This is a genomic window from Wolbachia endosymbiont (group B) of Gerris lacustris (assembly GCF_964028355.1).
Lineage (GTDB): Bacteria > Pseudomonadota > Alphaproteobacteria > Rickettsiales > Anaplasmataceae > Wolbachia.
Map to the genome: position 1 here is coordinate 426,024 of NZ_OZ034761.1, position 24,500 is coordinate 450,523.

The window sequence follows — 24,500 nt, forward strand, 5'->3', positions numbered from 1 at the left end:
GAAAGACAATGCCTGGGATTTAGGAAACTTAATTTTAATCAAGTAGTTGCATAGTAAATCATCGTCTAGTAATAGAATGACATTATCTACTATATAAATTACCTGCAAATTGCAATGTTCGAACAATTGTGTATCTGAGTTTTGAGATGACGAAACTAGGGTTGTATAATCTATACACATTTGTGACAATTTCTTACCTTCGCTCAAATAACTTTTCAATATCGCTTAATTTCATTTCTATATAGGTTGGCCTTCCGTGATTGCATTGTCCAGAATATGGTGTTTTTTCTATTTGCCTCAACAACTCATTCATCTCCTCTAATTTCATCTTTCTACCTGCTCTAATTGATCCATGACAAGCAATTGTAGCTAGTATTTTATTTATTTTATCCTCTATAGGTAGAGTATCTTCTATTTCTATTAATCTATCCACTATATCAATTAGCATTTCCTTCACATCTATTGACCCTAAGATTGCAGGTATTTCTTTTACTATGATCGCATTTTCTGATTTAATTTCGATATCAAAGCCCATTTCGAAAAGCTTATCCTTATAAACTTCTATCATTTCCATACCGGCTTGACTTTTGATTTCAACCATTTCAGGCAAAAGAAGTTTTTGTCTTTTTATACTTGATTTCTCCTTTAAGCACTCGTATACTAGTCTTTCATGGGCTGCATGCTGATCTACTATAATTAGTTTGTCTCTTACCTCGGCAATAATATAAGTATTGTAGATTTGACAGTGTGCAAACCCAAGTGGATAGTCCCTTATTAGATCGGTTTGTTTCCTTTCCAAAATTGTAGTTTCTGCTCGTGGAGGAGATTTTTGCATACCAGTATAATCAAACGATTTTGAATGTTCTGATAAGCTTTTTGTCTCTATATTTGGAGAAGTAAATTCTCTCATTAACTGGTTTTCAAAAGGATCCGACCTTCTTCCATAAAATTCATTTTTAAGACTAGACCTACTAAAAGGATCTGATGATAGATGATTCGTTGTTGTTCCATTCTGGGCCAATACAGTTTCTGCAAGATCTATTCTCTTTGATAGCACTTTTATTAGCCCTCTTCTCACTATTTCATATATTAGCCTCTTGTTCTGAAACCTTACCTCTGATTTATTTGGATGCACATTTACATCAACTTGATCATACGGTATCTCTAAGTGCAGCGCTGCAAAAGGATATCTATTGCTTGGAATAAGGTCGTGATACGCACAACGAATTGCACCAATAAGTAGATTATCTTTAATTGGTCTACCATTAACAAATGTATAGATCTGAGTTGAATTGCTACGATTGACAGTAGGTTTACAGATGTATCCTGTAAGTCTAATTCCATCTTCTTCTTTACTAATTTGCAAAGAGTTTTCATGAAATTCTTCTTCTACTTCGCATAGCCTGCTAAATAATGAGGTCTGCTTAGCATACTTAAGAAGTTTCTTATTATCGGAGATAAGAGTAAACTCAATTCCATAATTGATCATTGCTAAGTTGTTTACAATATCAACAATGCTTTGTGTTTCTGCCCTTTCGGCTTTGAGAAATTTTAGTCTATTTGGTGTGGCAAAAAATAAATCTCGTACTTCAATACATGTTCCTATCGATAAAGGATAAGGAACAAGCTCTCCTATTTTTTCTCCCCCCTCATACCTTATAGACCATGCTTGATCTGCTTTGCTTGCCTTAGATGATAATTTTATTCTGCTTACTGCTGCAATTGAAGGCAAAGCTTCTCCTCTAAAGCCAAGATGCTTGATCTCTATCAATTCACTGTCACTCAATTTTGAAGTAGCATGGCGCATAAACGCAAGTTCTAAATCATCCTTTTTTACTCCGCTACCATCATCGATTACAGTAATGAGGTTACGCCCACCACTTTCTATCTTAATTTCTATCTCTGAGCTCTTTGCATCTATTGCATTTTCCACTAATTCCTTTACCACACTTGCAGGCCTTTCAATTACCTCTCCTGCTGCTATACGATTTATGGTTTTTGTGTCTAAAAGAACTATTGCCATTATAGTGTTGGTTTCTCTTTTACTGCTTCGGTCTGCTTCTCTTTCCATTTTTTTAATCTATCTGCAATTTCACTGTTAGAAATCGATAATATAGATGCAGCAGTGATAGCGGCATTGCATGCTCCACTCTCTCCTATGGACATTGTTGCAACTGGAACACCCTTTGGCATCTGTACTATGGATAAAAGACTATCTAGCCCATTTAGGTGCTTGCTGTGCACAGGGACGCCGATAATAGGTAAACAAGTAAGCGATGCAGTCATACCAGGTAAATGAGCCGCCCCTCCTGCACCAGCTATAATAACCTTAAAGCCTTTTTCTTGAGCAGACTTAGCAAAATTAAAGAGTCTCTCTGGTGTTCTGTGTGCGGATATTATAAATACATCATGTGAAATTTCTAATTCTTTTAATAGGTTAATAGCATGCACCATAGTGCCATAATCCGACTCGCTTCCCATAATTATAGCAACATCTTTTTTCATTTTTTCTGTATTAGACATGATTTTATTTACTAACCAAATAGTATTTCAGAAGCAACAAATATTTAAATTAAATTACGAATATGATATAGCATTCTCATTAAATAGAAACTTTAAAAATTGAAATGAATCTCTATATTAAAATATAGAGGTATAAATTTCGGATATAAGGGTCTATTCATAATCTTTTTAGAAGCAAAGCAGTGGAAGCAAGAAGACGATTTGTAAGCTAGTATTGAATTTTGCTTATCACAATTGTCTACACTTTTCTATAAGAGTATTAGAGACTTACCTTTTGACAATATGGCAAAGATCTCAACAGTTACATTCTTTTATTTGTTTCTTTGCAACTACTTTGTTATATATGTTTCAAAACACTTTCTTTACTTCCGCTATGTTTTTTACTTCATTTATTAAAATAATCTTGCCATTTTGAAAACATTGTTGATTCACTGAAAGCCACTTTTTAGGACCTGTAACACTATGTAAAATACATCCTAAATCTTCTTGATTTTGTTTCTTTCTACAGAACTCTACTCATCTTGCTCTGTTTTCATAATTTACATACCCTGTCTCCTACTTTATTCCTTTCTTGAGATCATGTACAGTCTCTAAAATGAATTTGTAAAATGATTATTTCTGTATTTTAAACTTTGCAATTTTAACTTATTCTCTTTAATAGTGAGTTTTTTACAAAATAATAGTTTGAAATTACTAGTATTTTGATAAAAATTATAGTCAATTTAAAATTTTGAGTATCAGTATATCATTATAGTTATTGACAAATTATATAGTATTAATATATTGGTATATTAAATATTATGATATAATATTTAATAAAGCTAGTTGGTATGTGAGAGTAAAAATTATGGAAACAATATCGTTAAACAATCTGGATAGTGAAGCAATAAAAAAAAAATTGCTTGGCATAATAAGTAAAATTATAGGAAAAAATACTTGGACTCAAGCTTGTGCAGCTGAGAAACTTGGTATTGATCAACCAAAGGTGTCACAAATTAAAAGTGGTAAGACAAGTGGTTTTTCTTTAGAGAGATTGTTAGGTTTTTTGAAAAAGCTTGATCATGAAATAACAATTACAATAACAGAGAATCAATCAGTAAAAGCTAAAGAAGAAAAAGTAGAATATAGAATTGGATCTCAATAGATGCGAAGTTGACATCTTATTTTTTGTGATATAGTATAAAGCTTATCAAGGTAGTATTTTATGGTTGATTCTATTGTAGAAAAGTGTGTAGAACAGGTACACAACCGTTTTAAATTGGTTCTGCTAGCAAGTCAAAGAACACATGATTTGAGTACAGGGGCAAGCGATCCCGTTGAAATGGTTAAGTTTAAAGGTCATAAGGATACCATAGTTTCTTTATATGAAATAGCAGAAAAGAAGGTGAATACTCATGAGTTGTTTAACCTTTTGGTGAAAAGGTGCAAGGAGCACATGAAAGGAAACGCGGATAATGCTTATAGTAGTAGTCCAAGTAAGCTAGCAAATTTGTTAAATTTTTCTGATCATCAACTTAACACAAGTCTGGATATAAGTCAAGAAAGCCAAGATGATGAAATAGATGATCAAGATAGTGGTGAAGAAGTACCGATTTAGAAATCTGCAGAGGTTATAATAGCTTATAAATGATTAGTATTGCTATCTATGCGCTTTTATTCTGTATGAGTGTAATGTTATGTTGTATAGTGTTTAGGTCAAGTGATGTGTACAATAAGGTTTTAGCATTCAATAATTTATCAACACAAGTAGTTTTACTCATAACAGCAATATCGATTATTCTGGATGATTTTTTTTTAATTGATATAGCATTACTATATGCTAGCATCAGCTTTATATCAACTATAGCGCTAATGAGATTAATGTTGTTTTGATAATTTATGGTAGCATCCATTCTCATATTTTTAGGTATTTGTTTAATAGTCATTTCAAGCGTAGGAGTAGTAGTATTTCCTGATTTCTATACTAGACTACATGCTGCAGGTATTGCAGATTCTAGTGGCGCAATGTTGTTGTTGATTGGTTTTGCTTGGCAAAATGAATTTTCAATCAATACTGTTAAAATTATATTATTGATTTTTATAATATGGATAGCCAATTCAACTAACAGTTATATTTTAGCGCGTACTCATTATAAAAGTAAAGACTATTAAAGAAGGTTAAGATGCTGGAAATACTGAATCTAATATTACTTTTGCTGTTACTCACGGTTACAGTTTTTATAGTTCTTTCGAAACATTTGGTTGTAAGTGCTGTTCTAATGTGTGTATTTAGTGCACTTATTGCACTTATGTACTTAATTATGAATGCGCCAGATGTTGCAATTACTGAAGCTTCTGTTGGTGCAGGATTGAGCACAGTCTTTACGTTTGCAGCACTCTCTTTGGTAAAGAATCACAAAGCAAATTTATCTCATAGCCCCACAACACTTTTTTTTATGTTATTTTTGACTGCATGTTTATCATACTTTATGATTCAATTACCAGATTTTGGCAGTCATAATGCTCCAGTTCACTTGCACGTTGCTCCTTATTATGTAGAAAATACTGAAAAGGCTATTGATATTCCTAATATAGTGACAGCTGTTTTAGCAAGCTTTCGTGGCTATGACACATTTGGAGAAACTATAGTAGTTTTTACTGCTGCACTCTGTATAATGTTGATATTAGAAGAGAAAGAAAGTGATTAAAGATCCGGTGTTAAGTGCAGTAACATTTTTGATGATACCTTTTATCATTTTGTTTGGGTTATACATACAGTTTCATGGTGACTATACTCCAGGTGGAGGTTTTCAGGCGGGGATAATTATTGCTTCTGGGATAATATTATATTCTATGTTATTTGATATATCTACAACTTTAAAAGCAATACCTTACTCTATGATCAAATTTACTAACGTACTAGGTATTTTAACCTATGGAGGAGCTGGTATTATAACAGTTTTATTTGGCCAAAATTTTTTATCCTATAGTGTATTGTCAGCTGACAGTAGAACGGGTCAAAAATTGGGTATTTTCTTAGTGGAGCTGGGTGTATTACTTACCGTTTCTTCTTCCATGTTAATCATATATATAAATTTTGCTCGTAAGAAAAAACAATGACTCTATATAATTATGTAGGCATTACTATATTAATGGTGCTAGGTTTCTATATCATTGTAAATGATAAAAACTTAATCAAAAAAATGATGGGATTAAGTGTCTTACAAGCATCTGTTTTGTTATTTTACATATCTTTAGGGTATATAAAAAGTTCTTTACCTCCTATATTGACTTCAAATTTTCACTTATATACCAATCCTATACCTCACGTCTTAATGCTTACTGCTATAGTGGTTGGAATTGCAACATTTTCAGTTGGATTGTCCATAGCAGTAAGAATGGAGAGATTGGTTGATTAAGAAGAGTGTGAATGAATTGACAGTATCTTAAACTATATGAAGTAGCAAGTAGCTATAAATTAAGAATAAAACTATAAACTTGCTAATTGTAAGTTTATTTGATAATAAGAAGTAAAATTATAAACTGTAAAGGTAATGATGTCAACTATTAATGATACGGAAGATAGGAAAAAAATCATCAAAGATCTTGTAACTAAAAGTATAAGAAAGGGTGGTTTTATCACTTTTGATGATATAAATGATAAGTTGTCAGATGAAAATTTTTCACCTGATTTTATAGATGATACTATAGCTTTATTACGAGACTCTGGAGTTAACATACTCGAAAGTAGTGAAGATGAGGAAGAAGCTCCTTCTAATGATGATGGTAATAAGCTTGATGATGATGAGACATCGTTGAATACTACTACAACTTTAGTGCAAAATGATGATCCAGTAAGAATTTATTTACAAGATATGAGCTCTGTAAAGCTTTTGTCACGAGCAGATGAAATTAAGATAGCAAAAAAAATTGAATCTGAAAAGCATAACATGTTACGTGCAATCATTGAAACATCAGTGGCATTCAACATGATCAAAACATGGCGTGATGATTTAAGTGGTGGAACTTTTTTTCTGAGAGAAATTATAAATCTGGATGCAATTTATAACTCTGATTTCAATATGATAGACAAAGAAGAAAGTGAAGCTGAAGATGTTAGAGATTGTGTTAATGATGAGGAAAAAGGTAATGATGAAAAGGGAAATGAGAGTGAAGACATAAGTTCAGCTAACTTAAGTATTTCTGTTCTTGAAATGGAAAGTGATTTGTTGCCAAAGGTTATCGCGGCATTGGATGAGATCATTTCTTTAACAAATGAAGCATTGGTATTGAAAAAAGATTCTAAAGATTTCTCTAATGAGCTAGAAAATTTATATAATCAAATATGGTCTGTAGCATTACAAATTCAGTTTAGTGATGCTGCTATTACCAGAATTACAAAAAAACTTTACGAAATAAATAGACTAATCACGTTTGAAGAAGCTAATCTTATTACTGAAGCTAGAAAGTACGATATTGATAGAGAAAGTTTTTATAATGTTTATGATGATGTGCTTTTAAAGCGTGAGTTTAGTGAAATAAGTCTTCTCAAGATTAATGAAAATCAATCTCTTTTTACAAGTGAATTAAAAAATAAATTCTTAAGGTTTATAAACGATAGCTATGAGTATATGGCTAGTGCCTTAAGCAATATTAAGAGTTATGTACAAGGAGATAAAGTTCAGGAGTTTAAGAAGCTAATCAAGAGAATACAGAAACACGAACGAGAAATCTCTCAAGCAAAGCAAGAAATGATTAAGGCTAATTTAAGGCTGGTGGTTTCGATTGCTAAAAAATATTCAAAAAGAGGCCTTGATCTGCTTGATTTGATACAAGAGGGTAATATTGGTCTTATGAAGGCTGTGGATAAGTTTGATTACAAACGTGGATATAAATTTTCGACTTATGGCACTTGGTGGGTAAAACAATCAATCACTAGGGCAATACCTGAACAGTCTAAAGTAGTTAGAATACCAGTGCATATGGTGGAAATTATCAGTAAGATCAACAAAGCATTAAGAAAGATGACCCATGGAATGGGTAGAGAGCCTACATTAGAGGAATTAAGTATAGAATTGGCGATGCCGCTAGAAAGAATACGCAAAGTTATGAAGATAGCAAGAGATCCGGTAAGTCTTGAAGCTCCAACAGGAAAGGATGATAGTAGTACCTTCGGTGATTGTATAGAAGATAAGCGAGTTTCTAAACCAGAGGATGCTGCAATACTTGCCGACTTGCGTGGCATTACGACCAGTGTTCTTGCAACTTTAACACCAAAAGAAGAAAGAATTCTAAGGATGCGCTTTGGCCTTGGTAAAGATGGAAAGGAGCATACCTTAGAAGAAGTAGGAAAAATTTTTAATGTTACACGTGAGAGAATTAGGCAAATAGAGGCAAAAGCACTACGTAAGTTGAAACATCCAAGCCGTGCTAAAAAACTTAGAGGTTTCTTTTAAGGCAGAAGGGCTGCTCAAAAAATAGGTAAAATTCAGCCAAAATTCTATAATTTTACCCTATTTTTCCTTTTTTATAGGCTTCATAGAGCAATATGATTAGATATTGAATGTTATGGCAAATAAAAATAATAACTCTAATTCAGAGTGTAAAAATTTTTGTGTTCTAGGTGATAGTTTATCTGATAATAGTGCAATTATTGAAATTTTAAATAACTTATCCTTTGCAAGAAACGTGAAACTTAATGCCCCTTTTCATTAAGGAAGATCTTTTAGCAATGGCCTTACTGCTGTTGAATATGTAGCAAAGTATTTGGTTTTAGAAGAATTTAAGCCATCATGGAGATGCTCATTTTTTGATCGATACTATGAACAGCAAGGTCATAACTATGCGATTTTATATGCAACAGCATCTGAAATTCTTGACCCTGTTTTTTCTTATTTCCTCAATAAATTTCGTTTAGTTAATCAGCTAAACGCAGTAATTAAACATCATCCAGGTGTAGGTAAAGGAGATTTATTTTTCATTATAATCGACGGAAATAATATTATGGGTGCCACTGCTTATAACAATGTTAAAGCAGAAAAAGTATTGAAATAAAGCGGCTAGTGAAATATGCAATGCATTTGGTTCTAAATGAACGTGGTATAAAGCATGTGATTGTTGCAAATGTGACGTTGGTTTGATACTAGCTTTTAATAAAGACGAAAAGCAAGAGAGCTGGCTGAAAAGCTTACATAGAGTTTCAATGCAAAATTAGCTAATGGTTTAGATTATATGAAGAAAAGTGCAGATCTTGAAATAAAAGCATTCGATCTTAACTCTAAAATGAAAAGTATGCTTGGTAAATATAAGAGCAAAGGGTTAAATGATCGAGATGCATAACTATCAAACATCACAGACCAGTTTGGGGGAGGGTGATTTGGAAAAAGTATAAAGATACTCTTAAAGTTGATATTTAAAGGAGGGCTTGATACTTACTATAATTCTGGATTCAGCACAAAATACTAAAGGATTATTTCTTTTTTGATTATTTTTATCCAACTGCAGAACCTTATTGTGAAGTTGGTAATGAAATGTATGAGTTGATAAAAAATTCGATTTCTTTTAAACATTTTTACGATTTGTAGTAACTATCTGCGTAGCTGAATGGTAAAGGGGGGTAAACAAAGTAACCTAAAACATAGAGAAAATACAACGGTGCTTGATACGTAGCTATTGCGATTTTATCCTCTTTTTGTCATTTTAGTACTAGAATGACATTCTACTAGTGAAGTTTATTCTTTGATATATTAATACCAATTCCCGCTATACAAGCAACGAATAGACAATAATGGAAAAAAAGCCATACTGGAGTAAGTAAAATAGCGAGGTTTAGATGGCATTAAGATCAAAATTATTGGATGAAAAAGTGGTGGAATCAGCAAAAGAGATGCTGAAGAAAGTAAGAAATAATGCGTATGTTGCAAAAAAACTAAATGCTGTAATTGCAGCAAAAAAGCACAGTATAACAGCTGTAGCAAAAATATGTTGCATTTCGAGAAAGGCAATTACTACATGGATAAAGCACATAAAATTTGGAAGAGAAGAAAAATTATTTTCTCCACCTCAATGCCGTAGAAAAACTATATTGAACCAAAGTCAACTTGAACAAATTGAGGTGTGGATAGAGGAAAACCCCAATATTACTATTAGAGAAATGAGAATAAGAATCCAAGAAAGATTTGGTTTGAATATCAGCAAATCCACAATACATCGTAATATGCAAAGAATGAAATTCTCATATATCACACCAAGACCAGTTCATAGTGGACAGGATAAAAATAAGCAAGAGGAGTTTAAAAAAAAACCTCAATGAAACTATTGTCATGCATTCTGAAAAAGAGCTATTTTTCTTCGATGAATCACGGTTTGGTACACATTCAAAAGTTGGACATGGGTGGTTTAAAAAAGGCAGTAGGACACAGGTTAAGGTAAAATTAGGTAGGGAAAATTTTTATCTCTATAGTGCAGTTAATCCCAGAAATGGAGAGAATTTTAGCTTATTTGCACCAAACGTCAACACTGCTTGTATAAATATATTCCTTGAACAGATGTCGCAATATTTAGGAATACGAAAGGCTTTTCTCGTGATGGATTGCGCTAGTTGGCATAAGTCAAAAAGTTTAAAGATACCTAAAAATATCGAAATTATATACCTACCACCATACTCATACCAACTCTCATTATTAATGAACCAAATAAGAAGCATTGCAGAGTTGTTTAACCGTGGAAGGGGAAAGAGAGGTAATAAATTTACACAAAGCGCTCTCAAGCAGAACAATTGTATCGTAGATTTTATTGCGCAAAATGTTCTGTTTTATATATAACCAAAACCTCTCAACAGGATTGAGGTCAGGTGAGTATGGTGGTAGGTATATAATTTCGATATTTTTAGGTATCTTTAAACTTTTTGACTTATGCCAACTAGCGCAATCCATCACGAGAAAAGCCTTTCGTATTCCTAAATATTGCGACATCTGTTCAAGGAATATATTTATACAAGCAGTGTTGACGTTTGGTGCAAATAAGCTAAAATTCTCTCCATTTCTGGGATTAACTGCACTATAGAGATAAAAATTTTCCCTACCTAATTTTACCTTAACCTGTGTCCTACTGCCTTTTTTAAACCACCCATGTCCAACTTTTGAATGTGTACCAAACCGTGATTCATCGAAGAAAAATAGCTCTTTTTCAGAATGCATGACAATAGTTTCATTGAGGTTTTTTTTTAAACTCCTCTTGCTTATTTTTATCCTGTCCACTATGAACTGGTCTTGGTGTGATATATGAGAATTTCATTCTTTGCATATTACGATGTATTGTGGATTTGCTGATATTCAAACCAAATCTTTCTTGGATTCTTATTCTCATTTCTCTAATAGTAATATTGGGGTTTTCCTCTATCCACACCTCAATTTGTTCAAGTTGACTTTGGTTCAATATAGTTTTTCTACGGCATTGAGGTGGAGAAAATAATTTTTCTTCTCTTCCAAATTTTATGTGCTTTATCCATGTAGTAATTGCCTTTCTCGAAATGCAACATATTTTTGCTACAGCTGTTATACTGTGCTTTTTTGCTGCAATTACAGCATTTAGTTTTTTTGCAACATACGCATTATTTCTTACTTTCTTCAGCATCTCTTTTGCTGATTCCACCACTTTTTCATCCAATAATTTTGATCTTAATGCCATCTAAACCTCGCTATTTTACTTACTCCAGTATGGCTTTTTTTCCATTATTGTCTATTCGTTGCTTGTATAGCGGGAATTGGTATCACCTGACCTCAATCCTGTTGAGAGGTTTTGGTTATATATAAAACAGAACATTTTGCGCAATAAAATCTACGATACAATTGTTCTGCTTGAGAGCGCTTTGTGTAAATTTATTACCTCTCTTTCCCCTTCCACGGTTAAACAACTCTGCAATGCTTCTTATTTGGTTCATTAATAATGAGAGTTGGTATTACGATGTATTGTGGATTTGCTGATATTCAAACCAAATCTTTCTTGGATTCTTATTCTCATTTCTCTAATAGTAATATTGGGGTTTTCCTCTATCCACACCTCAATTTGTTCAAGTTGACTTTGGTTCAATATAGTTTTTCTACGGCGTTGAGGTGGAGAAAATAATTTTTCTTCTCTTCCAAATTTTATGTGCTTTATCCATGTAGTAATTGCCTTTCTCGAAATGCAACATATTTTTGCTACAGCTGTTATACTGTGCTTTTTTGCTGCAATTACAGCATTTAGTTTTTTTGCAACATACGCATTATTTCTTACTTTCTTCAGCATCTCTTTTGCTGATTCCACCACTTTTTCATCCAATAATTTTGATCTTAATGCCATCTAAACCTCGCTATTTTACTTACTCCAGTATGGCTTTTTTTCCATTATTGTCTATTCGTTGCTTGTATAGCGGGAATTGGTATGAGATGATAAAAGCTGAACTTGGGAGTTATGGTTTTGCTGCTCAATACCAACAAAACCCTCTACCACTTTCAAGTGGTATAATTAAACGAGAGTGGTTGAAGTGCTATAAAAATTTTCCTGATAGCCTATTGTATGTAACGCAAAGTTGGGATACTGCAATTTCAACAAACAACACAAGTGACTTTAGTGTCTGCACTACCTGGACAAAAATAAATAATAAATTCTATTTGCTCGATGTATACCGCGCAAAACTTGAGTATCCAAAACTTAAAGAACAAGTTTTATCACTGGCTGCAAGGTGGAAGCCACATGCAATTTTAATCGAAGCAAAAGCAAGCGGTCAACAATTGGTTCAGGAGCTCAGGAAAAACAGTGATTTACCTATTATTCAAATAGTACCACATGATGACAAATTAACTCGATTTCACCGAATTGTCCCAATTATAGAATCTGAGCGGGTTTTTCTCCCTAACCAAGCAGTATGGCTTAGCGACTTTGAGTATGAGATTTTAATGTTCCCAGAAACCCGTCACGACGATCAAGTAGACAGTACCGTGCAATATCTTCAGTGGGTGAGCAATAATATTGCTAGAGTGGTAGCTATACGTTCATTGTAGCTTGAAAAGGTCCCTCGGAATTGTGTATAATTTTTTTAACTGAGTTTTATCCATTTTCTAAATGATATTTTGAGGTTTACTGAAATAAATACTACGCAATAACTCTATCTCTAGATGCTTAGATGAATATCTTTATATTAGACGAAAATCCTGTAACTGCAGCACAAATGTTATGCGATAAGCACATAGTAAAAATGCCGCTAGAAACTGCTCAATTGCTTAGCAGTGTTTTTTCAATCGCATTAAAAGAGCCAAATCCTTTAGTCAGCATTACAAACCAGAATATAGAAGTTCCATATAAACTTACTCACAAAAACCATCCTTGTTCTTTATGGGCTAGACAATCAAAAGGAAACTTTGATTGGTTAATAAAACATGGAAAAGAATTGTGTATAGAATATAGCTTGCGATACAAAAGAACGCATAAATCCGAAGAAGTTATAGATTGGTGCAATAATAACAAGGATTTGCTAATATTTCGATCATCTGATATACAAGCTTTTACACAAGCGTTACCTGATCGATATAAATGTAGTAACCCAATAGAAGCCTATAGAGAATATTACCTAAAAGAAAAGATGAGATTTGCTAAGTGGGAAAAAGGTAGAGAAGCACCAGACTGGTTGCTAGACAAAATGCTATAGGTTATAAAATTATCCAAATCGGTCATAAAAAAGGTAAATTGAAGCTACAAAAGCAATGCTGGCTGATAATGTTGATGTTTATCAAGTTTATTGATCTTCCTAGTGAGATTAAAGAATTTAGTGAACTGTTATTTCCAGTACATGATGGACTGCTTGCACTGTAGAGTGTCACGTACACATCTGTACTAACAAGTAGAGGTAAATTCTAAGTCATTTTAGACATAACACTTACTTTAAAAAACTTTATTTTACGCTGATATTCTAGCGCTTTTCTGTGGTATTTTGTTAGAGTATAATTTGGAAAACTCTCTTCCTTGTAGATTAAAGAATTACACTGCTTTATATGTAACTCTATCCACTCTGCATAATCCTGATGATCAGTTGCAATAAATATTCCCCCTGTGATAAGTATTTTTTTTGCTAATAAATTTAAAAATTCCGTATTAATTAACCGTCTTTTGTTGTGACTTCTTTTTGGCCATGGATCTGGAAAGAGAATAAAGAATTTTTCAACACTGTTGTCAGGAAAATTGGCAATTAATTCTCTTGCATCTTCTGTCCATATTAAAATATTTTTTATGCTGTATGCTTCTATGCTTTTTAGCAAGGAAGAAACCCCCTTTAAATAAGGCTCACACCCTATAAATAATAAGTCAGTTTCATTGAATACTTGATAAAGCATATTTTCGCCATTGCCAAAACCTATTTCTACCCATATCCTTTTTTGCGAACTTATGATCTTTTTTATAGATTCCCTGCTGTTTTGAATAGAATATTTCTCCAAAACATTCAACTTTAACCTAGATCTTCTGGAAAATGATCTAATCCATTTATTATTCCTAGATAGCATATCTTACATAACTTAATCTTTTATAGCTTAAACAATTCTCGAAATGAATTAATGAGAATTTACTTGTCACTAATTATTAATATTATATAATATATCAGTTCTAATGAAGTTAAAGTTAAAAGGTATGGAAAATACAGTTGCTATCAGGAGGCTATTATCAAATAGGTTCATAGAAGAGATATTTCAAGATCAATTTGACAATCAAGATAATGACTTTTGTGAAGATTCTTTTGCTAACAGAATCAAAGAAGGAGATGTGGTAGAAGGTATAATCACAAGAAGAAATTCTAATGATATTGTGGTTGATGTTGGTTTAAAGTCAGACGGAAGAATTCTGATTAAGGAGCTCAGTTGTAATGATGATATCACTGTTGGCTCGAAAATTAGAGTTTATGTTGAAAGAATTGAAGATTACCATGGTAATGTTGTTCTTAGTCGTGAGAAAGCAATCAGAGACGAAAAATGGAATAAATTGGAAGAAAGCGCAGTTACAAAAGATGAAGTAACAGGAATCATTAAACGCTCAATTAAATGCGGTTTTATTATTGATCTTGGTGATGGAATAAGTGCATTTTTACCTCTGAGTCATGTAGATTTGAAGCAAATAAAAGATGCTAATCACCTTATTGAAACTGAACAAAAATTCATCGTGCTTAAAATGGATAAGAAGCAGGGGAATATTGTAGTATCAAGAAAGCTGGTATTAGAGAAATTGCATGCTGGTGAAAAAATTAAGTTTTTAGAATCTTTAAATGAAGGTGATGTAGTAGAAGGCAAAATAAAAAGCATCACTCACTACGGTGTATTTGTTGGCATCCATGAATCAGATACAGTGGGAGTTATAGATGGACTGCTACATATTACAGATATCTCTTGGAGTAATGTAAGTCATCCATCTGCAATTTTTTCTTGTGGTCAGCATATAAAAACTAAAATTATAAAAATAGATAGAGAAAATGGAAAAATCTCCCTGGGTGTAAAACAATTAGGAGACAATCCTTGGCAAGATCTAGAGTCAAAATGTCCAATTAACAGCGTATACAAAGGATGTGTAACAGGTATAAAAGATTGTGGATTCATTGTTGAGATTAAACCTGGGATTGCGGGTTTGGTACACTCATCAGAAATAACTTGGAGCAAGAGTAATTTACCAATTAGTAGTTTTGTAACAATAGGACAAGAAGTGGATGTAAAAATTCTCGGTATTGACATTATTAAAAATAAGATGAGTTTAAGCACAAAAAGGTGCGTAGAGAATCCTTGGCAAGTATTTATTAATAAATATCCTCTTGGTTCTATTGTCTCTGGTAAAGTTAAAAGCAACAATGGTTCACAAATATCTGTGACTTTTGATGATTCTGAGATATCTGAGGACGTAGAAGGAACAATTTATATGCAAAATCTAAGTTGGTCCAAAAACAATTCAGATGAGATAAAAAAGTATAATGTAGGTGATGAAATAGAAGCAAAAGTGATAAGGGCTAACGTAGATCGGACAAGAATTTATCTTGGAGTAAAACAAATAGAGTATGATCCCCTTGAAGAACTGATAGAGAAAGTTAAAGTAGGGGATAAAATGCAGGTTGCTGTAAGTAAGAGAGAGGAAAATGGTCTAATCGTTGAGGTTGAGAACAATGTAACCCTTTTAGTAGATCAAGAGCATTTACCAGAAAATAAAAAGTTTTCTATATCAGAAAAAATAAAAGTTGAAGTAGTAGGTGTTGAAAAATATAATATCATATTATCTGCCAAATAACTTCTTGTGCTTCATATAAATGGCAACGAAATCTGATATAATAGCAAGAGTGGCAAAAAAACACCTTTTGTTAGATAAGGTCATTATAGCAGCATAGTTGATAGTTTTTTTCGAGTGTTTTCAAACACATTGAAATATCATAATAGAGTTGAAATCAGGGGGTTTGGTTCTTTTTCAATTAGAAGCTATAACTTGAAAGAAGCAAGTAATTTGATGTCACAGAAGGTTGCAAAACATCAATACTTTAAAACTTATTTTCGTAGCAGTAAAAAGTTATCCCTCTTGATAAATGAATGAAAATCTATATTGTAAACTTGAAAGTTATACAATATAGCATCATATGCAAGTAGTAGAAATAGTTATACATAATAACACATATAAAATATCTTGCGAAAGTAAAAAGAAGGACCATTTATTACAACTTGCTAATAGCTTCAACAAGCTAGTTAGCTCCATATCTCAAAGAACTGGAGGTAAGGGCTCAGATGCATTAAATTTCTTACTTGCAGCATTGACTCTCGAAGACAAAATTTTAGAATTAACAAAGCGATTAGATGAAATAAATCAAGAATGCAAAAAGTATAGGGAGGAAAAAAGAGTAGAATATGCTGAAGTGTTAGATAGGGTAAACAAGATTATTGGGTGCATAAGTGATTAAAGCAAGCAATCAAATCGACTACCTCACTACTCAAATCAGGGGGGAGAAGTGTCTTACGAGTTATGTAACAATATAATTCGCAATCATCAAGGTCAACTATTTTTTCGTATTCAATTAGTTCGCTTAAGGAAAATTTATCAAGATATTTCAATGCGAAATGCCCTAAAAGTATATCAGTTTCTTTACAACCCCTATGCCAACTCCTATACATCAGTTTTCTTCTTAATAAGGAGATATCTATCATTGTCATTAAACTTTTTTTAATTTAAAGACTAAACTAAATACTTGTCAAGCAAGGCGCATTTTAATACACTCAATGTTTGATTAAGATTTAAAACATAGGTGGAATTAATTTCTCATCAACTTAGCGCTGGAATATATTATTTTTTATCATTTTCTTTAATAATTTCTATCATAGTATTCGTGCATGAATGTGGGCATTATGTTGTCGCTAAAGCATGCAAGGTTAAAGTTGAATCTTTTTCTATAGGCTTTGGTCCTGAAATTTTTGGTTTTAACGACAAGTCTGGAACTAGATGGAAATTAAGTGCCTTTCCATTGGGTGGCTACGTTAAAATGTTAGGGGATACTAATGCAGCAAGCGTTCCTGTTGATCAACAAAAATTAACTGAAGAAGAAAAATTATACTCATTCCATACAAAACCTCGATATCAAAAAGCAGCAATAGTTTTTGCAGGGCCTTTTGCAAATATGATATTTACCGTTATAGCCTTCACAGTATTTTTTAGTGTGGCAGGCTATTATCGTACTCCACCGGTAATTGGTAATGTAATTGAAGAAAGTGCAGCAAAGCAAGCTGGCCTGTTGCCAGGTGACACTATTACACAGATCAATGAGTATAAAATAAAATACTTTGAAGATATTTCACGCGTGATAATGTCGAACCCTGAGACAAGAATTGAAATTAAATATAGCAGGAATAACGAAGAGCATACAACTACCCTAACTCCGTTTACAGTTGAGGATAGAGATGTCTTTGGCAACATAATAGAAAGAAATACTATAGGAATTACCTCAATTAATATGACTGGGTTAAGACAGTCATCTTTTCTTGGAGCTGCTAGCCTATCAGTGAGTGAAACTTACCACACTATGTGTTTAACAATCAAAGCCCTCTTTCAAATTGTCGTTGGTAAGAGGAGTATAAATGAAATAGGCGGGCCAATAAAAATCGCAAAATACTCAGGACAATCAGCTAAAAAGGGATTTATTATAGTTCTATATTTTATGGCAATCATTTCAGCTAATTTAGCTGCTATTAACTTATTGCCAATACCACTATTAGATGGTGGGCATTTATTTCATTATATCATAGAAACAGTGATACGTAGAGATTTGAGTTTGAAATATCAAAAATATGCAGCCACTTTTGGTGCTACCATACTGTTTTTGTTGATGGCAGTTGCAATCACAAACGATATTAGGCATCTTTTTTAAGATACGTATGAAGAAGTTATTCCACATACTAATAATAATTTTTATCTCTTTTCCTGCTCTACTTGTTGCTCTAGAAAATAAGGAAAAAGTACAGATAAAAGATATCAGGTATATTGGCAATGAGCGAGTAAGTGATCAAACAATAAGATTTTATACAAAACTAGAACCAGGTAATTATATAAATGGTGATGATATAGATTCAGTTATAAAAGGTTTATATAAAACAAAGTTATTTGCTAGTATTAACGCCTATATCGATGATGAAAAAAACTTAGTAGTAAAAATTCATGAGAATCCATTGATTAACAAAGTAATATTAAAGGGCAATAAGTTATTTAACAGTAAAGAGTTGCTAAATAACGTTATCCAGTCAAAATCACTAACCATTTTCACTGAAACAAAATTACAAAACGATTTAATAAATCTAGCTACCCTTTATAGGAACAGTGGTAAAATTGGTGTTAAAATTGCATACGAGCTAGATAAGCTTGGTAGCAATAGGATAAACCTAATTTTTAAGATAAAAGAAGGAAGAACGTCTAAAATTAAGGGTTTACGATTCATAGGTAATAAAAACTTTTCAGCAAATGAGCTAGAGCAAGTTATCAAAAGGCATAGCAATGATATATTTAGTAAGTTATTTAGAGCCATTTTTAAAAGCGGAACTCATTATTCACCTCAATATCTACTGATTAACACAGAACTGCTTGATCGCTTCTATTCATCTAAGGGATATATTCAAAATAATATCCAACCAATTGTTGAGATTGATAGCAACAACCAAATAGAGTTAACTTTTTTGATTGATGAAAAGGAGCAATATTTATTTGGAAGTAATGAAGTTGATATTGAAACTGAGATTCAGGATTTAAGTTTAAGGGAAGAAATATTAGAATTTATCAAAGAGGAAAATAATCAAATATTTAATAGAGTTAAAATTAACAATACAGCAGAAAAAATAAGTAAACATTTAAACGAAAAAGGATATATATTTGCAAAAGTTAATCCAGAATATACACAACATAACAATATTGTGGATGTAACTTACAAAGTGCTACCAGGTAAAAAGATTTATATAAACCAAATTACTATTGATGGCAATGACCGCACTTTAGATAAAGTAATTAGAAGAAAGCTCAGTATAGCAGAAGGTGACGCATATAACACAGCTGAGATTCAAAAATCACGTGGAAAACTGATATATAGTGATTTTTTTGAAACAGTGAAAATAAATAGTTACACAGTGAGTGATAATGTAGTAAATCTTGATTTAAATGTCAAAGAAAAAAGAACTGCCTCATTATCTTTAACAGGAGGTATGTCCTGGCCTGGTAGAGTATTTATTAAAACTGATTTCACGGATCGTAATTTATTTGGTAGCGGCAAAGAGCTCTCTTTTGCTCTTGAAAAAAGTGAGTACATGCTTTCTGCTAATATAGATGCTATTGAAAACAATTTTAACGATTCTGATACGTCATTAGGCGTAGGTATATTTTATGAAAAACAAGATAAGCCAAACACCACTTTTGATACTTGTGACTGGGGAGGAACAGTAAAATTATCTTATAAAATTTTAGAAAATCTAACCAATTCTTTTCACTATTCTTATAAGTGTAATCACATACACATGGACAATCAGGGTGGAAAAGATGAGAATGTCTCTGAAATAATAAGAGATCAAGTAGGTGAGTATCAAATTTCATCAGTGGGGTATACGTTAGCATACAACAAATTGGATAACCTCTATACTCCTAAAGAGGGATATTTACTGCGTTTAAGTCAAGATATTTCAGGATTATGGGGAAATGTAAATTTCTTAAAATCTGAGTTTTTGTCTTTTTATACACGCCCTATACTAAGCAAAATTGATGATGATATAACACTGCGCTTTAAAATAGCAGCAGGTCATATTTTCTCTTATACCGATAAAGAGCTAAACATTGGCCAGCACTTTTTTAAAGGTGGCAATGAAATTAGAGGGTTTGACCTTTCTGGTATTGGACCAAGAGTAAAAGGTAAGAAAGATGAAAATGATAAAGAAGATAAAAGCTCATTAGGAGGCAAAACTTATTTTAATTTAACACAGCAAGTAGATTTTCCATTACCTAAATTATACGACTATACTGGTATCAAAGGCTCATTATTTGTTGATTATGCAATGCTTTTTGGCTTAGATGAAAAAGTAAGGTATAAAGGAAAATATTACGACAGTAAGCTTATAAGAGTATCACCAGGTTTTGGCTTTTCAATGCCTTCTCCTTTTGGTAGACTAAGATTAGACTTTGGATTTCCTTTAGTAAAGGAAGCTTATGACATACCATCAACAAACGTTAAAATTTCTATTGAAGCGGGGATTTAAATGAAATATATACAATTATTTACATCAGTTATTGCCTTAGTTATTTCCTTATTTGTAGGGTATAAATTTATAGGGTATCAACCTCAGAGCGCGCTTAATACAAAGGCTGCCATTATTGATAGTGACAAAGTTATCAGTGAATCTCTTGCTCTGCAAAGTATACAACAACAAATAAAGGATCAGAATTCTAGATTACAGCAAAAATTTGAAAGTGAGTTAGAAAAACTTAAGCCATCAAAAGAAGAATTTGAACTTTTATCAGAAGAAGCAAAAAAGGAAAAGACAGAACAATTTAGTAAGCATACTGTAAGTGTTAGGGATAATTATGCTAAGAAAATATCACATTTAGAAGAAAATTATAGAGAAGCAGTAGAAAGTGTTTTTAATAAGATAAAAGAAATTGCTAAAAGAACGGCAGAAAAAAACAATATAGATTTAGTACTATTTATTTCAAAAAAGAATCAAGTTTTATACTCTATGGATGAAGCAGATTTATCAGATGTGGTATTAAAAAATGTAAACAAGGAAATACCTGAATTTGCTTTGCAAAGCATTGAGTAGGCTTATGCAATTTAATATCAGTGATATTATAAAAATACTACCACATTCTTATCCTTTTCTCTTAGTAGATAGGGTTATAGAATGCGAACCTGGTAAAAGTATAAAAGCAATCAAAAATGTGACTTTCAACGAGCCATTTTTTATTGGTCATTTTCCTGGCCATCCGATAATGCCAGGAGTTTTGATAATTGAATCTCTGGCTCAAGCATCTGCAATATGTGTTCTCGGTAAAGAAACAATAGAAAATAAAGTTGTTTACTTGAGATCAATTGAAAATGCAAAATTCACAAAGCCAGTTACTCCAGGAGACGCATTGATTCTTCAAGCTAATATTCAAAGTGTGCGTTTAGGTCTACACAAATTTGAGTGTGTTGCATATGTTAAGGAAGAAAAGGTTGCAGAAGCAATAATCTCAGCAGCATTAAAAAAGAAATAAAATCTTCATCTGTAAGAAACAGTATGTACGCTGTATAGTATAAAGATGCAACTGAATTTCAAAATCTCATTTTCAAACTTATACACTCGTAGTGAATTAATAAAGTTAGACGAGGCGTTTTTAGATTACATCAAATCATGCGATGAAAATTTGTTTTGTTCACTGATTGAAGCAAGAGAAAAAGCAGCTTCTTCTATGTCATCCCAGTGCTTGACACTGGGATCTAGAAAACAAGAAGGACGGTCAGCTACTTGGATGACAGATAACCAGCTAATTATAGATCTTTCATATTTACTTGATGAATTTATCGCAAAACTTTTCAATATTGAAAAAGAAATAGAAGAGCTAAGGAAAAAACACAACGACTTCGCTGTAATATATAAATGCAAAAGGTTGTTTGTTCAGCGCTACGCATTGAAGAAATACACTGATATAGCAAATATAGACATTGATTATGTCGCAAACAGATTAAATCGTTTTCTTACTTTATTGACAACAGAGAAAAGCTTTGCCGAGCAAGTGATGCATTGGTTTGAGGATAAAGAGCATCACAAAAAGGAAATAGAACTTGCGGCACAATATGCAGCGTGGAGAGTGAAAAATAAACAGAGTATACTCTTTAGTATCTACAGAAAAACTGACCACGAAAATCTTGTATCATTCTCTAAAAAAGAAGTAGACGGAGTTAAGGCCCTGTATTCAAATGAAGTAAAGAGGCGATATGGTTTTGATCTCACAAATAAAAAGGTGCGTTTGAATAAAGCATTAGATAACGCTCACTATTGCATATTTTGCCATAAGCAAAATAAGGATAGCTGTTCAAAAGGACTGATTAATAATGGCAATGCCTTTAAAAAATCTCCACTTAAAGTTGAACTGCATGGCTGTCCACTAGAACAGAAAATATCAGAAATGAATCTGGTGAAGAGCGAAGGGTACAGCATAGCAAGTCTTGCAATTGTGATGATAGACAATCCGCTATGTGCAGCTACTGGGAACAGAATATGCAATGATTGCATGAACTCATGCATATACCAGAAACAAGAGCCTGTAAATGTGCCAGTGGTTGAAACAAGAACTTTGGATGACGTGCTTAGTTTACCGTACGGCTTTGAAATATATTCTCTGCTTAGCCGTTGGAATCCTTTAAATTTCCAGCGTCCATTGCCAAAAGAAAACACTGGAAAAAACGTTCTAGTTGTAGGCCTTGGTCCTGCGGGTTTTAATTTAGCTCATCATTTATTAAACGATGGGCATAACGTTATCGCCATTGATGGACTAAAGATTGAACCTTTGATCGATAATTTTCAGCTAATTAAAGATTTCGAGCATGAAAAACTAAGTGAACGCACAGCTGGTGGATTTGGTGGAGTAGCAGAGTATGGCATAACCTCTAGATGGAACAAAAATTACTTAAAGATTATCAGACTGTTGCTGGAAAGACGTGAGAATTTCGCACTTTATGGAGGTATTCGTTTTGGTGGCACGATAACTGTTGATGACTCATTCAACTTGGGTTTTGATCACATTGCCTTGGCACTTGGCTCTGGTAAGCCACAAATGATCAAAATAAAAAACACACTAGCTCGCGGAGTGCGTATGGCATCTGACTTTCTTATGTCGTTACAACTGACTGGCGCTCTTAAATTTGATTCTATAGCAAATCTGCAAGTTCGTATGCCGATAATTGTCATAGGTGCGGGGCTTACTGCGATTGACACTGCCACTGAAGCTTTAGCGTATTATCCAATTCAAGTAGAAAAATTTCTTCTTCGTTATGAGATATTAGTTGATAAGTATGGAGAGGACTATGTTGAAAAAGATTGGACAGAGGAAGAACACAAAATTGCAAATGAGCTCATATCGCACGCACAGTTGATCCAAGCAGAACAAGAGTTAGCAAAAAAAGAGAATAGAGAAATAAAAATATTGGAGTTAATGCAGAGCTTGGGGGGAGTGAAAGTTGTATATAGAAAAGAGCTGAAAGACTCGCCAAGTTATCGATTAAATAGCGAAGAGGTGCAAAACGCATTATCAGAAGGGATTTACTTTATTGAAAACTTAGAGCCAGTTGAAGTTGTGACAGATAAATATAACCATGCTGAGTCAATAAAACTGATAGACACAAAATCCGGCGAAATCAAACGTATAAAAGCACGTTCTATTTTTATAGCAGCAGGTACTGAGCCAAATACAGTTATTGCAACAGAAGATAAAAAGCATTTTAAATTAAGTAATGGGTATTTTACTCATTTGAATTCATCAGGAAAAGAAATAGACCCAATATTTTCTCCTAAAATGCAAAATAAAGATAGAATATTAGTGTATAAGCAAAGCAATAAAACAATCAGCTTTTTTGGTGATCTTCACCCTTCGTATAGCGGCAGCGTCGTGAAAGCTATGGCAAGTGCTAAGAACGGCTACCCTATTATTTCTCAGCTTTTGAGTGGAGTGATCCAAACAGCTAATCAGCCAGCGTCACGCGCTGGAGTGACGCTGTTCCGTCAAGCTAACAAAGAATTCTTTAATAGAATCAAAGAGCAATTCACTGCAAAGGTTATAAAAGTTCAATATTTAACAGACAAAGTTGTGGAAATAGTGATCAAAGCACCACTTGCGGCAAAGAATTTTAAACCTGGACAATTCTTTAGGTTGCAAAATTTTGAAACCAATAGCAGAAAAACTCACCTCACTATGGAAGGTATAGCAGTAACCGGCACTGAAGTAGACAAAAAAAAAGGATTTATTTCTACTATTGTGCTTGAAACTGGCGGTTCCACTAATTTATGTAAATGTTTTAAAAAAGGTGAACAAATAATTCTTATGGGTCCAACTGGCAGTCCTACTGAGATTGGTTAAACCTATTTTGTACTAATTATACCATAATGTATATTATTTATTAATAAATCTATACTATAATAATGATTTTTATTAAGGTAGCATTATGACACATCAGTTAATATTCACACTTCCAAAAGAAAGCTACTATATAGCTATAGGACCGTGTTCTGCAAAAAGTAGAAAGTGTAAGGAGTTTGTAGCAAAAAACAAAGACGTAGGTATTAAATTTCTTATTTCTACTACAGATGATACTGGCAAAACAGGAAAAATGTCCCTTTGTAAAGATAATAACGGTCAGGATGAGTGTACAACATCCTAAACAGTTCAATTTCCAGTAATTTATAATGATCTTTTTAATGATAGCTTTAGCTACGTAAGTGTTCTTTTGGATC

24 protein-coding genes and 5 pseudogenes are annotated in these 24,500 nt (G+C 32.8%); 23 read left to right on the forward strand and 6 right to left on the reverse strand.

Annotated elements, in window-relative coordinates; genetic code table 11:
- Positions 1-193 precede the first annotated feature (193 nt).
- Positions 194-2,023 carry a DNA mismatch repair endonuclease MutL gene (gene mutL / locus ABWU62_RS02100; RefSeq protein WP_353287361.1) on the reverse strand — a complete coding sequence of 610 codons (1,830 nt, stop codon included), beginning with the start codon at positions 2,021-2,023 and terminating at the stop codon, positions 194-196.
- Positions 2,023-2,523: a 5-(carboxyamino)imidazole ribonucleotide mutase gene (gene purE, locus ABWU62_RS02105; protein ID WP_353287362.1), complete on the reverse strand. Its 501-nt coding sequence runs from the start codon at positions 2,521-2,523 to the stop codon at positions 2,023-2,025. Before purE ends, mutL begins: the two co-directional genes overlap by 1 nt.
- A gap of 847 nt (positions 2,524-3,370) precedes the next feature.
- Between purE and ABWU62_RS02110 the strand changes: the two genes are divergently transcribed.
- The 10 genes and pseudogenes from ABWU62_RS02110 to ABWU62_RS02155 form a co-directional block, all read left to right on the forward strand.
- Entirely contained in the window at positions 3,371-3,667 is a 297-nt protein-coding gene (locus ABWU62_RS02110) for a helix-turn-helix domain-containing protein (RefSeq protein WP_353288142.1), read from the forward strand.
- Between the two features lie 60 nt (positions 3,668-3,727).
- Entirely contained in the window at positions 3,728-4,120 is a 393-nt protein-coding gene (rpoZ, locus tag ABWU62_RS02115; RefSeq protein WP_353287363.1) for a DNA-directed RNA polymerase subunit omega, read from the forward strand.
- 29 nt (positions 4,121-4,149) lie between these two features.
- Positions 4,150-4,395: a monovalent cation/H+ antiporter complex subunit F gene (locus ABWU62_RS02120; RefSeq protein ID WP_353287364.1), complete on the forward strand. Its 246-nt coding sequence runs from the start codon at positions 4,150-4,152 to the stop codon at positions 4,393-4,395.
- Between the two features lie 6 nt (positions 4,396-4,401).
- On the forward strand, positions 4,402-4,674 hold the full coding sequence (gene mnhG / locus ABWU62_RS02125; protein WP_353287365.1) for a monovalent cation/H(+) antiporter subunit G: 273 nt from the start codon (positions 4,402-4,404) through the stop codon (positions 4,672-4,674).
- Positions 4,675-4,685: 11 nt separating this feature from the next.
- Positions 4,686-5,210 carry a DUF4040 domain-containing protein gene (locus ABWU62_RS02130; protein WP_353287366.1) on the forward strand — a complete coding sequence of 175 codons (525 nt, stop codon included), beginning with the start codon at positions 4,686-4,688 and terminating at the stop codon, positions 5,208-5,210.
- On the forward strand, positions 5,203-5,622 hold the full coding sequence (locus ABWU62_RS02135) for a Na(+)/H(+) antiporter subunit B (RefSeq protein WP_353287367.1): 420 nt from the start codon (positions 5,203-5,205) through the stop codon (positions 5,620-5,622). The genes ABWU62_RS02130 and ABWU62_RS02135 overlap by 8 nt, the downstream gene beginning before the upstream one ends.
- Positions 5,619-5,921, forward strand: a complete 303-nt coding sequence (locus ABWU62_RS02140; RefSeq protein WP_353287368.1) for a cation:proton antiporter subunit C — start codon at positions 5,619-5,621, stop codon at positions 5,919-5,921. Before ABWU62_RS02135 ends, ABWU62_RS02140 begins: the two co-directional genes overlap by 4 nt.
- Positions 5,922-6,059: 138 nt before the next feature.
- The gene (gene rpoD, locus ABWU62_RS02145) at positions 6,060-7,958 is read left to right on the forward strand and encodes an RNA polymerase sigma factor RpoD (RefSeq protein WP_353287369.1); all 1,899 of its coding nucleotides are present in this window, start codon (positions 6,060-6,062) and stop codon (positions 7,956-7,958) included.
- 310 nt (positions 7,959-8,268) lie between these two features.
- Positions 8,269-8,556: a hypothetical protein gene (locus tag ABWU62_RS02150; protein ID WP_353287370.1), complete on the forward strand. Its 288-nt coding sequence runs from the start codon at positions 8,269-8,271 to the stop codon at positions 8,554-8,556.
- Between the two features lie 778 nt (positions 8,557-9,334).
- Positions 9,335-10,181: pseudogene (locus ABWU62_RS02155) on the forward strand (IS630 family transposase); the annotation flags it as partial.
- 3 nt (positions 10,182-10,184) lie between these two features.
- On the opposite strand, the gene ABWU62_RS02160 reads toward ABWU62_RS02155, so the two are convergent.
- Positions 10,185-11,190 (reverse strand): IS630 family transposase gene (locus tag ABWU62_RS02160; protein ID WP_353287151.1). Its coding sequence is split into 2 segments (ribosomal slippage): positions 10,185-10,727 and positions 10,729-11,190, totalling 1,005 coding nucleotides; the frame shifts between segments, so codons are not numbered across the junction.
- On the opposite strand from ABWU62_RS02160, the gene ABWU62_RS02165 reads away from it, so the two are divergent.
- Positions 11,184-11,315 carry a hypothetical protein gene (locus ABWU62_RS02165; RefSeq protein WP_353287371.1) on the forward strand — a complete coding sequence of 44 codons (132 nt, stop codon included), beginning with the start codon at positions 11,184-11,186 and terminating at the stop codon, positions 11,313-11,315. The two genes, ABWU62_RS02160 and ABWU62_RS02165, sit on opposite strands and share 7 nt — an antisense overlap.
- Positions 11,273-11,446: pseudogene (locus tag ABWU62_RS02170) on the forward strand (IS630 family transposase); the annotation flags it as partial. The gene ABWU62_RS02165 and the pseudogene ABWU62_RS02170, both read left to right, overlap by 43 nt.
- Before the next feature lie 17 nt (positions 11,447-11,463).
- On the opposite strand, the pseudogene ABWU62_RS02175 reads toward ABWU62_RS02170, so the two are convergent.
- Positions 11,464-11,844 (reverse strand): annotated as a pseudogene (locus tag ABWU62_RS02175) (helix-turn-helix domain-containing protein); the annotation flags it as partial.
- A gap of 83 nt (positions 11,845-11,927) precedes the next feature.
- Here ABWU62_RS02175 and terL point away from each other — a divergent pair.
- A pseudogene (terL, locus tag ABWU62_RS02180) lies at positions 11,928-12,545 on the forward strand (phage terminase large subunit); the annotation flags it as partial.
- A 122-nt stretch (positions 12,546-12,667) separates the two neighbouring features.
- Positions 12,668-13,189, forward strand: coding sequence for a pyrimidine dimer DNA glycosylase/endonuclease V (locus tag ABWU62_RS02185; RefSeq protein ID WP_353287372.1), 522 nt, complete (start codon positions 12,668-12,670; stop codon positions 13,187-13,189).
- A 205-nt stretch (positions 13,190-13,394) separates the two neighbouring features.
- Here the strand turns inward: ABWU62_RS02185 and trmB are convergent, their stop codons facing one another.
- The gene (gene trmB / locus ABWU62_RS02190; protein ID WP_353287373.1) at positions 13,395-14,039 is read right to left on the reverse strand and encodes a tRNA (guanosine(46)-N7)-methyltransferase TrmB; all 645 of its coding nucleotides are present in this window, start codon (positions 14,037-14,039) and stop codon (positions 13,395-13,397) included.
- A 103-nt stretch (positions 14,040-14,142) separates the two neighbouring features.
- Between trmB and ABWU62_RS02195 the strand changes: the two genes are divergently transcribed.
- The 3 genes and pseudogenes from ABWU62_RS02195 to ABWU62_RS02205 all read left to right on the forward strand — a co-directional run bounded on the left by ABWU62_RS02195 (position 14,143) and on the right by ABWU62_RS02205 (position 16,453).
- Positions 14,143-15,795 (forward strand): 30S ribosomal protein S1, encoded by a 1,653-nt coding sequence (locus tag ABWU62_RS02195; RefSeq protein ID WP_353287374.1) that lies wholly within the window; start codon positions 14,143-14,145, stop codon positions 15,793-15,795.
- Between the two features lie 19 nt (positions 15,796-15,814).
- Positions 15,815-16,092, forward strand: a pseudogene (locus ABWU62_RS02200) (HU family DNA-binding protein).
- A 43-nt stretch (positions 16,093-16,135) separates the two neighbouring features.
- A complete protein-coding gene (locus ABWU62_RS02205; protein WP_010404232.1) occupies positions 16,136-16,453 on the forward strand; it encodes a cell division protein ZapA in 318 nt (105 codons plus the stop codon).
- Here the strand turns inward: ABWU62_RS02205 and ABWU62_RS02210 are convergent.
- A complete protein-coding gene (locus ABWU62_RS02210; RefSeq protein ID WP_353288143.1) occupies positions 16,431-16,697 on the reverse strand; it encodes a succinate dehydrogenase assembly factor 2 in 267 nt (88 codons plus the stop codon). The genes ABWU62_RS02205 and ABWU62_RS02210 overlap by 23 nt on opposite strands.
- Positions 16,698-16,795: 98 nt before the next feature.
- On the opposite strand from ABWU62_RS02210, the gene rseP reads away from it, so the two are divergent.
- The 6 genes from rseP (at position 16,796) to ABWU62_RS02240 (ending at position 24,427) form a co-directional block, all read left to right on the forward strand.
- Positions 16,796-17,911, forward strand: coding sequence for an RIP metalloprotease RseP (gene rseP / locus ABWU62_RS02215; protein WP_353287375.1), 1,116 nt, complete (start codon positions 16,796-16,798; stop codon positions 17,909-17,911).
- Between the two features lie 7 nt (positions 17,912-17,918).
- Positions 17,919-20,270: an outer membrane protein assembly factor BamA gene (bamA, locus tag ABWU62_RS02220; RefSeq protein ID WP_353288144.1), complete on the forward strand. Its 2,352-nt coding sequence runs from the start codon at positions 17,919-17,921 to the stop codon at positions 20,268-20,270.
- Positions 20,271-20,831, forward strand: a complete 561-nt coding sequence (locus tag ABWU62_RS02225) for an OmpH family outer membrane protein (protein ID WP_353287376.1) — start codon at positions 20,271-20,273, stop codon at positions 20,829-20,831.
- Positions 20,832-20,835: 4 nt separating this feature from the next.
- Positions 20,836-21,267: a 3-hydroxyacyl-ACP dehydratase FabZ gene (gene fabZ, locus ABWU62_RS02230; protein WP_353287377.1), complete on the forward strand. Its 432-nt coding sequence runs from the start codon at positions 20,836-20,838 to the stop codon at positions 21,265-21,267.
- A gap of 45 nt (positions 21,268-21,312) precedes the next feature.
- Positions 21,313-24,126, forward strand: coding sequence for an FAD-dependent oxidoreductase (locus ABWU62_RS02235; RefSeq protein WP_353287378.1), 2,814 nt, complete (start codon positions 21,313-21,315; stop codon positions 24,124-24,126).
- Between the two features lie 85 nt (positions 24,127-24,211).
- Positions 24,212-24,427, forward strand: coding sequence for a hypothetical protein (locus tag ABWU62_RS02240; RefSeq protein ID WP_353287379.1), 216 nt, complete (start codon positions 24,212-24,214; stop codon positions 24,425-24,427).
- Positions 24,428-24,500: the final 73 nt, after the last annotated feature.